Here is a 13,314-nt window from a genome sequence, read left to right on the forward strand (position 1 = left end):
TCACAAAAAAGCCAGCATCTCTGCTGGCTTTTATTGAATAAGCAACAGATCTTAAGCCGTTTTAACTTTCCAGTTAACCGTTTCGCCCGCAAAGAATGGCACGATTGGATTTCCGTTTGGCAAGATGATTTGCTCTGGCACAGTCCACTCTTCTTTCACTAATGTCACTGTGCCTGTGTTACGCTGCAGGCCATAAAAATCAGCTCCGTGTAAGCTGGCAAAGCCTTCTAATTGATCTAGTGCACCTAAGTCATCAAACACTTGAGCGTATAGCTCTAGTGCACTCCATGCGCTGTAACAACCTGCACAACCACACGCTGATTCTTTGCGGTGCTTTTCGTGTGGCGCAGAGTCGGTACCTAAGAAGAACTTGCTTGAGCCAGTTGCCACTGCAGCTTGCAATGCTTGCTGGTGAATATTGCGCTTAAGCACTGGTAAGCAGAAGTTATGTGGGCGCACGCCGCCAACTAATAGGTCGTTACGGTTTAACAATAAATGCTGCGGTGTAATCGTTGCTGCAATGTTGTTTGGTGCATCAGCCACAAACTCAGCCGCATCTTTAGTGGTGATGTGCTCGAATACCACTTTAAGGTTTGGCATCGCCGCAACAATGCGCGCCATGTAGCGATCGATAAATACCTTTTCGCGATCGAAGATATCAATGTGCGACTCGGTCACTTCACCATGAACCAGCAATAACATACCTTGCTCAGCCATCACTTCGAAAATTGGGAATAACGCATCTAATGCTTTCACTGCTGCATCAGAGTTGGTGGTTGCACCCGCAGGGTACAACTTAGCAGCAACAACACCCGCAGCTTTGGCATCAATGATGTCTTGGGCTGTGGTGTTATTGGTTAAAAATAACGTCATTAGAGGTTCAAATGAACTGCCAGCAGGACGCGCCGCTAAAATACGCTCACGGTAAGCAGAAACCATTGTCGCATCGGTTACTGGTGGCACTAGATTTGGCATCACAATCGCACGTTTAAATAAGCGAGCAGTCGCCGGAACCGTTTCTTCTAACATGTCTCCATCACGGAAATGTAAGTGCCAATCGTCAGGCGTAGTAATAGTGATTTGCGTCATTTAGGGTTCCTAAAAAGTCGATTGCGGATAATTGGGCGCTATTGTGCCTGAAAAGCGGTTTTCTTAATAGATGCAATCCTTAAACGCTGAGTTTTACAGAGACAAAAAAGCCCCCTTATTTCACTTCCTTATCTAACGAGATCCGCTAATATGGAGTTTGTTTTTCAATCATTTTATAAGCATAGTCTTGATAATAACGCCACTATGATTGAATTGAATAGTTTGGCTTAAATAGCTTGGATTGGATTAAATAGATTGAGTTGGCTTTTTCAGTACAGGGATGAATAACATGAACAATATATCCGTTTTGGTTAAATCACTAATATGCGGCTTAGGGCTTAACCTGAGCATGTCAGTTACAGCCTACGCCCTACCGTTAGAAAAAATTCAATTGCCTGATGGCTTTAGCATTGAACTCTATGCCGATAATGTTAAAAACGCCCGCCAAATGGCTTTAGGCGACAATGGCACCTTATTTGTGGGCAGTCGCCGCGCTGGTAATGTTTATGCACTTATTGATAGCAATAAAGATAACCGAGCCGACCAGCAAATCACCCTTGCTAAAGACTTATTCTTACCATCAGGACTAGCCTTCCATGATGGTGACTTATATGTCGCCGAAGTCGATAAAATTTGGCGCTATAACGATATCGAAACCAGTTTACCCACTATCCCAAAGCCAGAACTTGTTTACGATAAATTGCCAAATAAAGCCCATCACGGCTGGAAGAACATCAAATTCGGCCCCGACGGTAAGCTTTATATCCCTATCGGCGCACCTTGTAATGTGTGTGATGATCCGCTGCCCTACTCGTCAATTTTAGCCCTCGATATAGAAACCAAACAAACCACTACAATTGCCCAAGGCGTGCGCAACAGTGTCGGGTTTGATTTTCACCCCAAGACGGGGGAGCTATGGTTTACTGATAATGGCCGCGACATGATGGGTGATGACTTACCTGACGACGAGTTAAACCGTGTTAACCAAGAAGGTCAGCATTTTGGTTTCCCTTACGTTCATAACGCTGATATTAAAGACCCTGAATTTTATGATGCAGAAAAAGCCAAACTCAATACACCGCCTGAGCTTAACCTTGGCGCTCACGTTGCCGCATTGGGTATGGAGTTTTATCTTGGTAATCAGTTTCCAGCAAAATATCAAGGCAGTATTTTTATCGCCCAGCACGGCTCTTGGAACCGCAGCAGTAAAGTAGGTTACCGTGTAATGCAGGTGGTGCTTGATGGTAACAAAGTTAAAGATTACCTGCCGTTTGCCACCGGCTGGCTGCAAGGCGAACAAAGTTGGGGGCGACCTGTTGCCGTGCTTACAATGCCTGATGGTGCATTATTGGTGTCAGATGATGCGGCCGATGCCATTTATCGTATCAGCTATCAACCAGACTAATTATCCAAATACTTGAACCATAACACTGTTATGACTATCGTTGCGTTATAGGGAAATCACTACGATGAAATCGACGTTTCGCCTTGCTATTACAAGCTCGCTGTTACTTGGACATACCGCATTGGCCAGCACCAGTTTTATTGACCCCATTGACGGCTATTTTGATGCTGGCGAATACCTTGCTGAAAATGCTTATGGTTTTCTTCCTGTACCTAGCATCATTACTGAACCCTCAGTTGGCACAGGGCTCTTACTTATGGGCATTTTCCTGCATGAAAGTCCTGAGCAAACTGCCAAGCGTCAGCAAGTAGCCAAAGACTCGGTTGATGGCGGCGCCCAATTGCTAACCCCAGGTATTTCAGCAGCAGGCATTGGCGCGACTGATAATGGCTCAAAGTTCGGATTTTTAGGCCATAGAGAAACATGGCAACAAGATCATATTCGCTACCTTATCGGTGGCGGCTACGGTGATGTGAATATGAACTTTTACAGCCAATCAGACTTTGCTCAAGACATAGCCTTAGACTTGAATATGCAAGGCTATGGTCTCATGCAAAAACTGCAGTTTAGATTATTCGACAGCCCATTATTTTTAGGTGTCACCCAAAAATACGCCAAGGTGGATTTAGCAAGCAACAAAGAACTATCACTACTGCCACCTGAGTTAGTTGACAGGCTCACCGACATACTTGACCCATCGCCCGCAGTTTCATCCCTCGGCGCCGTGTTGCAATACGACAGCTTAAACAACTTTTTTATGCCCACCAAAGGCTATGACTACACCATCGAATACGACTGGTTTAATACTGCAATAGGCAGCGACTATGATTACCAAACCATCAAGGCCACTGGGATTAATTACTGGCCAATGACACAATCCGTCACCCTTGGGGTAAAACTGAACTACCAAACCATCAGTAGTGATACTCGCCTGCCCGTCTTTACCTATCCCTACATTGAAATGCGAGGCATCCCGCGAAACCGCTATCAAGGTGAAGCTGTCTCAACAGGTGAAGTTGAGCTTATGTGGCGAATAACTCCACGCTGGATGGTACTGTCGTTTGTGGGTAGCGGCCTTGCTGGCGACAGTAATAGTGATATGTGGGACAGCGACGAGCAAACCGCCTATGGCGCTGGTTTTCGTTACACCATCGCCCGTCGATATGGCCTGCATATGGGAATTGATGTAGCAAAAGGCCCCGAAGATACCGCATGGTATATCAATGTCGGTACAGGGTTTTAGCCTTCTGTGAAACTTGCTTTGCACTGAAAATTAAGTACACCTTTCAGAAGTGATTCTCAGCATTTGTTATTTAGCTGAATTGAGTTGAGCTGAGTTAATAAAACTAGATTCACAACATAGGAGAACCGGATTTAAATTACACTTCAAGATGACCCAAACTAGATTGATTCAGGTTGTCTTAAAACGTCTAAGCAGCTCAGATAATTGTTTGAATTAAAGATGACTAAAGCTAAGTAATTTGCTGAGCGAATATAGCTCAAGTTGTTTAGTTATATTTTACCTTCCCTTTATCTTCTTTAAATAAAATTCGGGAGTGAACTATGTGCCATAACATCGATGTCCATTTCAATAGAAGAATTTCACAGCTAATAACCTTGCCAAATAGTCAGATTCAACAGCCTATAAGTAAAAAGCTTCATGCATGGTGCTTTTTAGTTATTGGTCACTTGCTTATTTCTTGTTAAAATCGCTGCAAATTTATAGGAGCGTTTCAAATGGCAATGTATGTAGTGGGTCACAAGATCCCAGATTCAGATTCAATCTGCGGTGCAATCGCACTAGCTTACTTAAAAAATCAAATCGATGAGCCTGCTATCGCAGCGCGTTTAGGTGAACTTTCACCTGAAACAGCCTACATCCTAGATAGATTCGGTTTTGAAGCCCCAGAATTCAAAGAAAGCTACGCTGGTGAAGAAGTTTACATCGTCGATCATTCAGAGCTAACGCAAGCGCCTGATGATATTGCTGAAGCGACAATTGTTGGTATTGTTGATCACCACAAACTAGGTGACTTAACCACTTCAACACCGCTTGAGTGTTGGATCCGCCCAGTGGGTTGCTCGAACACTGTGATTAAAATGATGTACGATTTCTACCAAGTAGAAATTCCAGCAAACATCGCAGGTATCATGATGTGTGCAATCTTAAGTGACACTGTTATCTTTAAGTCACCTACTTGCACTACTGCTGATATCCGTTGTGTTGAAGCGTTAGCTGAAATTGCTGGTATTGAAGACTTTAAAGAAGTGGGCATGGAAATGTTCAAAGTAAAATCAGCAGTTGAGGGCACTCCAGCTCGTGATCTTGTGATGCGTGATTTTAAAGACTTCAACATGAACGGTAACCTTGTAGGCATTGGCCAGCTAGAAGTTATCGACCTATCTGTGTTTGATGATATTAAAGCGGATTTGGAAGCTGATATTGCCGCACTTAAAGCGGAAGGTAATCGTCACAGCGTATTATTACTGCTTACCGATATCATGAAAGAAGGTTCTGAAATGCTAGTAGTTTCAGACAATGCTGACTTAACTGAACAAGCATACGGTAAAGCAACAGTTGATGGTCGAGTGTGGTTAGATGGCGTATTAAGCCGTAAGAAACAAGTTGTGCCTGCATTACAAGACGTGTTCGCCTAAGCGACTCTTCTATTGATTAAAACGTTAGCTTTTTTTAACGATTTTACTCGCTAGTACTAAAAAGCTGAATCATTTGATTCAGCTTTTTTGTATTCAGTTATAGCTCGTTTGTTTCTCGTGAGAATTAACTATGAATGTGTCAGTAACTCAATCCAAGCTTCTGAGTCAGCAACCATAAACTTATAGCTTTTATGATTACTCAGCTCAACTTTAATCGCATCTGCTGTTACAGGTAATACCCCACCACCAGTTCCCCAGCACTTTTCGACCTTTTCAATTTCATTAAGGGCAATTTCATATGGGCCCATTTCAAAAATCTTATTTGAGGCTTCAAAGCATAAGCGACTTTCTGTTAATGATAATTTGCCATCACCACTAAAAGCCCCATTTTGCGCTGTTGCAAAAGTGGATTTAATCACTGTCTCATGACCAAAATCTATCGTGCTCATGGATATTTCCTTATTATGTCTTTGGCACCATTCTTAATTTATTCTCAATTACGACTGAACATACGTTAAGCTGTATTAAATCATAGCGATTGTATTAGCCACAGCACTAATGAATAGCATATCTTTGTCATATTTAGCTTGCTGAATCAAACACCATCTTCGCTATAACTAATACAAGTATAGACAGCGCAAGCTGAACAGCCATTGAACTAGTTAAAAATGACCTGATTAAGTTTAAATAAGGAAATTATGCAGCAGAGTAAACAGAGACTTTTAACATTCAGCTTGGTGTTAGCAATCATTACGAGCTTAAGTGGTTGTATCACCTTAGCCGCACCGCAAACACAAGAGATTGAAGTACTATGGTCAGAGCAAGGTGATATGGATGTTTGCGAGCTAAAAGGCACCCTTATTGGCTCGCAAGGTCATTGGTATGATTACTTGTTTATCTCCAATAAAGACCTAACCCAAGGTGCGATTAACCAGTTGCGCAACGAGGCCAGCAGCTTAGGCGCTAATACGATTTTTTTATACAAACCTAAAGCCTTTGCCACCTCGGTGACTTTTATTGCTAATGCATATGTATGCCCTTAAGTTAATACCAACCAATTAGCACTAACTCATATTTATACTCTTCATTTTTAGGATGATAAATGATTACTCACGAACCCACTTCTCATTATGTTGCCAACCCTAAAAGATATAAAAATATGGCTTATGAACGTTGTGGCCGCAGCGGTATTCGTTTGCCCCAATTATCATTAGGTTTATGGCAAAACTTTGGCGCAGATGATCCTCGTTCCAATGCGCGTAGCATGCTGCAAACAGCTTTTGATAGTGGCATCACTCATTTTGATTTAGCCAACAATTATGGTCCTCATTATGGCGCTGCAGAATCTACTTTTGGCTCTATCTATCAGCAAGATTTTACGCCATACCGTGATGAGTTAATTATTTCCAGTAAGGCAGGTTATGACATGTGGCCAGGGCCATATGGTATGGGAGGTTCTCGTAAATATTTAGTCGCAAGTTGCGATCAAAGCCTTAAACGCACAGGGCTCGAATATTTCGATATTTTTTATCATCACTGTATGGATCCAGACACCCCACTTGAAGAAACCATGCAGGCGCTGGATTATATTGTCCGTTCGGGGCGCGCCTTGTATGTAGGGATTTCAAACTACCAACCAAAGCAGACTCAACAAGCTATCGCTATTTTGCGTCAGTTAGGCACACCATTACTAATCCACCAGCCTCGCTACAATATGTTTGATCGTTGGATTGAAGATGGGCTCACTGATGTGCTTAACGCCGAAGGGGTTGGGTCTATTGTGTTTTCACCTCTAGCTCAAGGGGTATTAACCGACAAATATCTTAATGGCATCCCCGATGATTCTCGGGCTGCGCAGCAACATCAAATCTACCTTGCAAGTAAAGATATTACCCCAGCAAGACTCGCTAAAGTTCAAGCCCTAAATAACATTGCCAAGCAGCGTGGGCAGTCTTTAGCGCAAATGGCTATTGCATGGACATTAAATAATGATGCGGTCACTACCTGCTTGATCGGTGCTAGCCGCTCAGCCCAAATTATCGACTCAGTAAATGCCCTTGATAAACTCGATTTTAGCGAGCAAGAATTAGCGGCTATTAACAACATCCTAAAGGAATAGGACTTTTCATGAATATTAAAATGAACTCAATATTAAAAACCTCTCAACAGATAAAACAGCGCGCTAAAGGAATACTATCAATGACAGTGATGATGACAGCTTTATCTGTGGGAGCGATTAACCCTGCTGCAGCTGAAATCAACCCTGCGCATTTAAATGACATTAAAGCGATCAAAATTAATAACAGCCAAGTGATTACAGCAGGCTTGCCTACCAGCGCTGAGTTTCAGACTTTACAACAAGCTGGAGTTGAAGTGGTGATCAATTTGATCCCAACCGATAATCCCAATTTCTTAACTGAAGAACCTAAATTGGTATCTGATGCAGGAATGCAATATGAAAATATTGAAGTGAACTGGCAACAACCTAAAATTGAAGATGTTGAACAATTTTTTGCCGTTATGGAGCAGCACAATGATAAATCAATCCTAGTGCACTGCGCAGCTAATTACCGAGCTTCAGCCTTTTATTATTTATACCTAGCAACCCAAGGTATCGATGTTTCTGGAGAAGTACTAGAAGATACGTTATCGCCTTGGGGCGACTTACAACAAAGCTTTGCTAAATACCCGCAATGGCAAGCACTTATCGATGAAGTCAAACTTAAATACTCTACAAGTCAAGTCCAATAAAATTAACAAGTTAGGTGATAAGCAAGGCCTAAATATCTGAAATAAAATACAACAGATAATACGAAAATCGCTAGCTTATTTGAAACGGATAATACAAATATATCATGACGAATATATGTTTCTCTTGAACGTCGCTTTTGATGTTCAAGAGTTTCTTTTGTCACCCAAATAACAAATTATCGTTTCCCAGATCTCATTACTGGCAAAACAACCTGTATCTCAACCAATAAAACCTTTACTCTCGCGCACTTCTGATGTGCCTTCAATATTAGTCAATACTTAGCAGTCGCCTTTTAACCTTGACCCAATCCAAAGTTAATCAAAATTATGGCACTAAACCAAAATGCAAAATAGCGCACAACTAGTCTATATCTATTTAATTCAAATAGAACATTAGATTTCAGAAGGAAGGTTAATTCCGCAGCACACTTGAATATTTGTCGATAGGCTAGCATCAAAATACGCCTATCTACTTACCTACATTATTCTTAGTAAATTAGCTGCCTAATTAGTCATCAAAAACCCGTTATCAAGGCAATGATTTGCTCTTCTAGGTTGTCTTATTCAACGATGAAAGCTAAATACTCACCACATTATTGTAAAGCACTTGCCTGCATCAACCTCTAGATTAACAACTGATTTAATTGGCTGATTAATCAAAGTTAACACGCTCAACGATTATGAATTCCACCAGAAAAAAGTTATTTAGGGGCTGTCAGCGTAATGGGTGCCGATAAATTCAGTAAAGCGCTTAAAAATATAAAATCTACAAATAGAAAGGGAAAAATGATGAAAAAAACCGCCAAGTTTATGTTGTCGATGGTGGCTACAGCAATTGCAATACCTTCAGTGAGTGTAATGGCTGAAGAACAAGAAGATGGCATAAATATCGGAGGCGCTGTGCGCGTTAATTACGCATACAGAGACTACGATGAGTCTAATAAAGATAAATTAGGTGAATTTGATTTTGATATAGCTTCAATCACATTTGACGGAAAAGTAGGTGATTGGGGGATTGCTTCAGATTACCGTTTTACCTCAGATAGCAACTACATAAAATACGGTTATGGCTTCTACGATATTAATCCTGAATGGCAGCTTCAACTTGGTATCAATAAAGTGCCATTTGGTAATCCTGGTTTCATTTCAAACAGCTTTTGGTTCGGTCTTCCTTATTACCTAGGTTTTGAAGATAGCCACGATGTGGGTATTAAAGCTTCTTATGATAATAATGGCTGGAATACTGATATCGCGTTCTACAAAAATCCGGTTTATAGCGCTACTGAAAACAAACGTTACTCAGCGGCATTATACAGTGGCGAAATCAATGGTACTGAATACCACAACGAAGAAACCAACGGCTTTAACTTCAGACAAACCTATACAGCTGAGTATGAAGGTGGCTCGACAACATTTGGTGGTTCAGCCCAGTACGGTCAGATCTATAACAGTGATACAGGCAATATGGGCGACCGTTATGCTGTAGCACTGCATTTAGACAGCACTTACAAAGGATGGAACCTCCAGCTACAAGCGATGCAATATGAGTACGATGCAGCAGATTCTGCAGACGACAATAAAATTGGTATTGCAGTGGTTAGCTGGCAGTACGAAATAGCCTCAAAAGGCCAAGCGTACAGTGCAAACATCGCTAAAACATTTGCCACTGATTTTGGTAGTGTTAAATGTTACAACGACTTTGGTTTAATGACCCCAGATGTTGCTGACGATAGCTACGACAACAGTATGCAAAATGTGACGGGTTGTGCCATATCAGCTGGAGCCACCTACACTATGGTTGACTTCATTCTTGGTAAAAACATGACTTTCGCAACAGCTAATAATGACCATATAGGCTTACCAGAATTCGGTAATGACTGGGATAAACGAATTAATGTGAATTTCGGTTATTATTTTTAAGCAACCGCTGACGCTATTATTGGTAGTTTTACCAATTAATAGCTAAAACATAAACGGCCACTTTCTTGTTCCAAACGCTTTAATTTAGCTGGCCTAGTCTTTGTTTAAAGACTCTGTATTCATTAAAAAAACGACTAAATCCCAGAAACAAAACGGCCACTTTCTTGTTCCAGAAGAAAGTGGCCTAGTGTTATTTTTTAGCAATAAAAGGATGAAGTAATATCGCTAAATAGAACACTGATCTTGCTATTTTTACGACTAACTTCTTTGTTAAAACGCCTGTCTTAAATAACGTTTCATTAATAAAGAAGCGTGTGATGTCTAAAGAGAAATGTTCCAGACCTCAAATTAAAACATCACTGTACACTAGGGCTTGTTGATCTTTGCTGGTTGAATTTTGTTCGAGTTAAAAACGTTTTAATTGAGGCGGATGGATTGATGCCTAGTCACCTAAGCAACTCTTCATCCAACAAAGAGTAAAACGTTTTTAGCCGAACCCTTCGGGCAGCATTTGTTGACCATTTTTACTACGTTATCGACATTTTATGTAGAATAACTACACCACAAAGTCTCTGCCTTGTATAAATAGCCAACAACCCGCTGTAAAAACAACCTTGAAAGATTAACAGGCCCTAAACTTTTAGCATTAAAAGGATGAAGTAATAATGTTAAAAATCAGTACCTTGTTACACTCAAGAAAACCAAAGGGTTATCATATAGCCGCAATACAGTGACAACCCTGCTACTATTTTTAGTATTGGTAATCGAACTGCAGAGTGAATTCTGTACCTGGCTCTTTTGCGTATACCACCACATCTTGTTGGTCGTATTCAGTCGTTTCACCAAGGATATTCTTCACTTTAAACTTCACGCCAAAGCTTTCTGTTGGTAAAAAGCTATAGGTGAAATCTAAACTGTGGAATGGTTGCTCGTAAACGTCATCTAAACCACCACGTCCACCATAAGCAATACGTTCACCAAAGACGTTATATACCAGTGTGGCACTATGAGATTCATCGGCTGAGTCATAGCTAAACTGCATGTTAGCTACCCATTCTGAATGACCTGTCATACGGCGTTTATTGTTAGTTGGGTCAATCTCACCGTTGCCAGCGATTTCAATTTCTGAGTCACTCAAGGTTAAGTTACCCGCAACAAAGAAGTCTTCCCAAAAACCGCCTTCACTGCCAATAAAGCCAAGGTCATGTAAAAACTCAGTTTCGACGCCGTAAATCACACCTGATTCAGCGTTATAAAACTTAAGCTGGCGACCTGCTTCCGAAATACGTTGAATCGCTTCAATCGGTGCATCGACATCTTTATAGAAGCCACCGACACTTAAGTTAGCACCGTCATCTGAGTAGTATTCCCAGCGTAAATCTAGGTTATATATATCTGAGCTTTCAAGCTCTGGATTACCGAAGAAATCAAAACCAGTAATTGGGTCTTGGAAACGTACCGGCGCCACTTCACGTAAGTCAGGGCGAACCAGTGTTTTACTTGCTCCTAATCGCCATTGACTTTGATCTGATGATTTCCACGTTAACGACATTGACGGGAACCAGCCATCTTCAGCAATAGCGTAATCTTCCATATCATAACGACCACCTTCATCAGACACTTCACCATCTGGCGTTAGCGGCAAGGTTACACGGCGAAAATCTTCATAACGCACCCCAGCAACAAAGCGCCATACATCGTCAAAGTCGATATCAAGATTCACAAAGCCAGCATCAATCATTTCTGCCGCAATGTAATCTTCAGTGTCTGTTGAAGCATCTTTAAGTTCTAAATCTAGATTGTCATTGGCAATGTTTTCATCTGAGAAAATCTTGTCAAAATCACTCGATAAAATGTCGCCATTAGGATCTGTTGGGCTTAAGCCCACATCAAAGCCTAAGCGGGTCGCATAGCTTTCACGAGTACGTTCAAAGTATTCGTAACCACCGCTAATTTTCATGACGTTCATGCCAAATTCAAACGGCAGGGTTAAGTCAAATTTGTAGTTTTCAGTATTATCATCAAGGCGGCTATATACATACTTTGGCGCATCTTGAGTATTCAAGTTGCGGCTCGTCATGTTGTTCGCATCATCGAATAACACGTTATAAGTGTATGAAAGCTCATTAGGTGCATAACGCTTTGAGCTTGCGTTTGAATACATCCAATTTGCTTCTAAATCCCAAAGGTATTCGAAGAAATGATTACCCTGAATTTGGTTACTGATTAAATTACGTTCTTCATAAGATACATCATAAACCTGCAGTGCATTAGGCTCTGAAATGGTATCGATAGTTTCTTCTATAGCAACTGAAACATCATCAGAAGTATCACGTAGGTAAGTCGAAAAGGTCTGAATTTTATGATCGTAACCAATTTCTAAACCTAGGTTGAGCATCCCGGACATCTGCACGATTGAATCGGTACCCATGACATCTTTTGAATTTTCGATTTGTACGTTGTCAGCATCACCCGCCAACTCAACTTCAGTTTTAGTGTAGTTTTCAGCTTGCTCCTTGTAAGACACAGCTGTCATGGCACCAAAAATAATATCGTCGGTGATATCCCAGCGATCACCAATGGCGATATTGCCACGAATACCAGGGTCAGTGTTTTCAGTGAAAACCGTCATATCACGATACATATCACTGGCTAAGCCTCGGTTAATTTCCTGCGCCTGAGCAAAATCAATTGTACCGTTTGAGCCAGTAACGATATCAATTGGGCTAATGCCGCCATACATGTTCGTGACATCATTAATGCTATTTGGCATCTCGCGAGTGCCATCATCTTGTCCCATCCAGTCGTCACCGCCACCGTTATAAGTGAAGGTATCGTCAGAATCATTGGTGTTGTAACGACCACCTAATGAAACTTTAAAAAAGAAATCTGCAGGAATGGATTTAGTTCGAATATCAACGTGACCACCACCAAATGCGGCAGGTGTGCTTGCTGTACTCGCTTTTTGTACTGAAAGTGATTCGATAATTGAAGCTGGGAACATATCCAGCGGAACCACGTTACGAGTAGGGTCTGGTGATGGCACAACGGCACCATTTAAAGAAGTACTTGAATAACGTTCACCTAAACCACGCACATAAATAAACTTGCCATCTTTTAGGGTTAAACCTGTCACACGGCGAAGTGCTGCTGCGGCATCACTGTCACCCGTTCGAGAAATTTGGTCAGCGCCCATAATGTCTACGACAGTAGGCTGCTCGCGACGTTCTTCAACAGCAGCTGAAGCGGAGGTGCGCAAACGACCAGTAACAGCAATAACTTCAATTGGGAAATCTTCACCTGGATCAACCTCAGGTGTTTCTTCCGAGTAAGCAGGCAGTGTTGTAAAAAGTGAGGCTGCTGAAATAGCAGTTACAACAGCTAGGCTTAGCTTGTTAGCGATAAAACTCGGCTTGGTTTTCATAGCGTTTTTCAATCCTGTACACAGTTCAGGTAGCGCCATCTCGATGCAGTTTGACGGCAGCGTCTAG

10 protein-coding genes are annotated in these 13,314 nt (G+C 41.6%); 7 read left to right on the forward strand and 3 right to left on the reverse strand.

The window, feature by feature from the left end:
* Window positions 1–51: 51 nt before the first annotated feature.
* A complete protein-coding gene (gene pyrC / locus K5Q58_RS05500) occupies window positions 52–1,089 on the reverse strand; it encodes a dihydroorotase (protein WP_220752965.1) in 1,038 nt (345 codons plus the stop codon).
* Window positions 1,090–1,378: 289 nt separating this feature from the next.
* Here pyrC and K5Q58_RS05505 point away from each other — a divergent pair, with 289 nt between their 5' ends.
* From K5Q58_RS05505 to K5Q58_RS05515, 3 genes are all read left to right on the forward strand, one after another.
* Window positions 1,379–2,494 carry a sorbosone dehydrogenase family protein gene (locus K5Q58_RS05505; RefSeq protein ID WP_220752966.1) on the forward strand — a complete coding sequence of 372 codons (1,116 nt, stop codon included), beginning with the start codon at window positions 1,379–1,381 and terminating at the stop codon, window positions 2,492–2,494.
* A gap of 64 nt (window positions 2,495–2,558) precedes the next feature.
* Window positions 2,559–3,737 carry a BamA/TamA family outer membrane protein gene (locus K5Q58_RS05510; protein ID WP_119967967.1) on the forward strand — a complete coding sequence of 393 codons (1,179 nt, stop codon included), beginning with the start codon at window positions 2,559–2,561 and terminating at the stop codon, window positions 3,735–3,737.
* A 494-nt stretch (window positions 3,738–4,231) separates the two neighbouring features.
* Window positions 4,232–5,152 carry a manganese-dependent inorganic pyrophosphatase gene (locus tag K5Q58_RS05515; RefSeq protein ID WP_220752967.1) on the forward strand — a complete coding sequence of 307 codons (921 nt, stop codon included), beginning with the start codon at window positions 4,232–4,234 and terminating at the stop codon, window positions 5,150–5,152.
* Window positions 5,153–5,280: 128 nt separating this feature from the next.
* On the opposite strand, the gene K5Q58_RS05520 is transcribed toward K5Q58_RS05515, so the two are convergent.
* On the reverse strand, window positions 5,281–5,601 hold the full coding sequence (locus tag K5Q58_RS05520; RefSeq protein ID WP_220752968.1) for a GRAM domain-containing protein: 321 nt from the start codon (window positions 5,599–5,601) through the stop codon (window positions 5,281–5,283).
* Between the two features lie 249 nt (window positions 5,602–5,850).
* On the opposite strand from K5Q58_RS05520, the gene K5Q58_RS05525 reads away from it, so the two are divergent.
* The 4 genes from K5Q58_RS05525 to K5Q58_RS05540 all read left to right on the forward strand — a co-directional run bounded on the left by K5Q58_RS05525 (window position 5,851) and on the right by K5Q58_RS05540 (window position 9,823).
* The gene (locus tag K5Q58_RS05525; protein WP_220752969.1) at window positions 5,851–6,195 is read left to right on the forward strand and encodes a DUF4156 domain-containing protein; all 345 of its coding nucleotides are present in this window, start codon (window positions 5,851–5,853) and stop codon (window positions 6,193–6,195) included.
* 59 nt (window positions 6,196–6,254) lie between these two features.
* Complete coding sequence (mgrA, locus tag K5Q58_RS05530) at window positions 6,255–7,271, forward strand: L-glyceraldehyde 3-phosphate reductase (protein WP_220752970.1); 1,017 nt, start codon at window positions 6,255–6,257, stop codon at window positions 7,269–7,271.
* Window positions 7,272–7,279: 8 nt separating this feature from the next.
* A complete protein-coding gene (locus tag K5Q58_RS05535; RefSeq protein ID WP_259651246.1) occupies window positions 7,280–7,903 on the forward strand; it encodes a protein tyrosine phosphatase family protein in 624 nt (207 codons plus the stop codon).
* Window positions 7,904–8,689: 786 nt separating this feature from the next.
* Entirely contained in the window at window positions 8,690–9,823 is a 1,134-nt protein-coding gene (locus K5Q58_RS05540; RefSeq protein ID WP_220752971.1) for a hypothetical protein, read from the forward strand.
* Window positions 9,824–10,574: 751 nt separating this feature from the next.
* Here the strand turns inward: K5Q58_RS05540 and K5Q58_RS05545 are convergent.
* Window positions 10,575–13,247, reverse strand: a complete 2,673-nt coding sequence (locus K5Q58_RS05545) for a TonB-dependent receptor domain-containing protein (protein ID WP_220752972.1) — start codon at window positions 13,245–13,247, stop codon at window positions 10,575–10,577.
* Window positions 13,248–13,314 lie beyond the last annotated feature (67 nt).

Origin of the sequence: Shewanella sp. KT0246, assembly GCF_019654955.1 — a bacterium.
GTDB classification, from domain to species: domain Bacteria; phylum Pseudomonadota; class Gammaproteobacteria; order Enterobacterales; family Shewanellaceae; genus Shewanella; species Shewanella goraebulensis.

Excerpts from the sequence above, each read along its gene's own strand:
- pyrC (WP_220752965.1), bottom strand. The coding sequence starts at position 1,089 with ATGACGCAAATCACTATTACTACGCCTGACGATTGGCACTTACATTTC.
- K5Q58_RS05505 (WP_220752966.1), top strand. The coding sequence starts at position 1,379 with ATGAACAATATATCCGTTTTGGTTAAATCACTAATATGCGGCTTAGGG.
- K5Q58_RS05510 (WP_119967967.1), top strand. The coding sequence starts at position 2,559 with ATGAAATCGACGTTTCGCCTTGCTATTACAAGCTCGCTGTTACTTGGA.
- K5Q58_RS05515 (WP_220752967.1), top strand. The coding sequence starts at position 4,232 with ATGGCAATGTATGTAGTGGGTCACAAGATCCCAGATTCAGATTCAATC.
- K5Q58_RS05520 (WP_220752968.1), bottom strand. The coding sequence starts at position 5,601 with ATGAGCACGATAGATTTTGGTCATGAGACAGTGATTAAATCCACTTTT.
- K5Q58_RS05525 (WP_220752969.1), top strand. The coding sequence starts at position 5,851 with ATGCAGCAGAGTAAACAGAGACTTTTAACATTCAGCTTGGTGTTAGCA.
- mgrA (WP_220752970.1), top strand. The coding sequence starts at position 6,255 with ATGATTACTCACGAACCCACTTCTCATTATGTTGCCAACCCTAAAAGA.
- K5Q58_RS05535 (WP_259651246.1), top strand. The coding sequence starts at position 7,280 with ATGAATATTAAAATGAACTCAATATTAAAAACCTCTCAACAGATAAAA.
- K5Q58_RS05540 (WP_220752971.1), top strand. The coding sequence starts at position 8,690 with ATGATGAAAAAAACCGCCAAGTTTATGTTGTCGATGGTGGCTACAGCA.
- K5Q58_RS05545 (WP_220752972.1), bottom strand. The coding sequence starts at position 13,247 with ATGAAAACCAAGCCGAGTTTTATCGCTAACAAGCTAAGCCTAGCTGTT.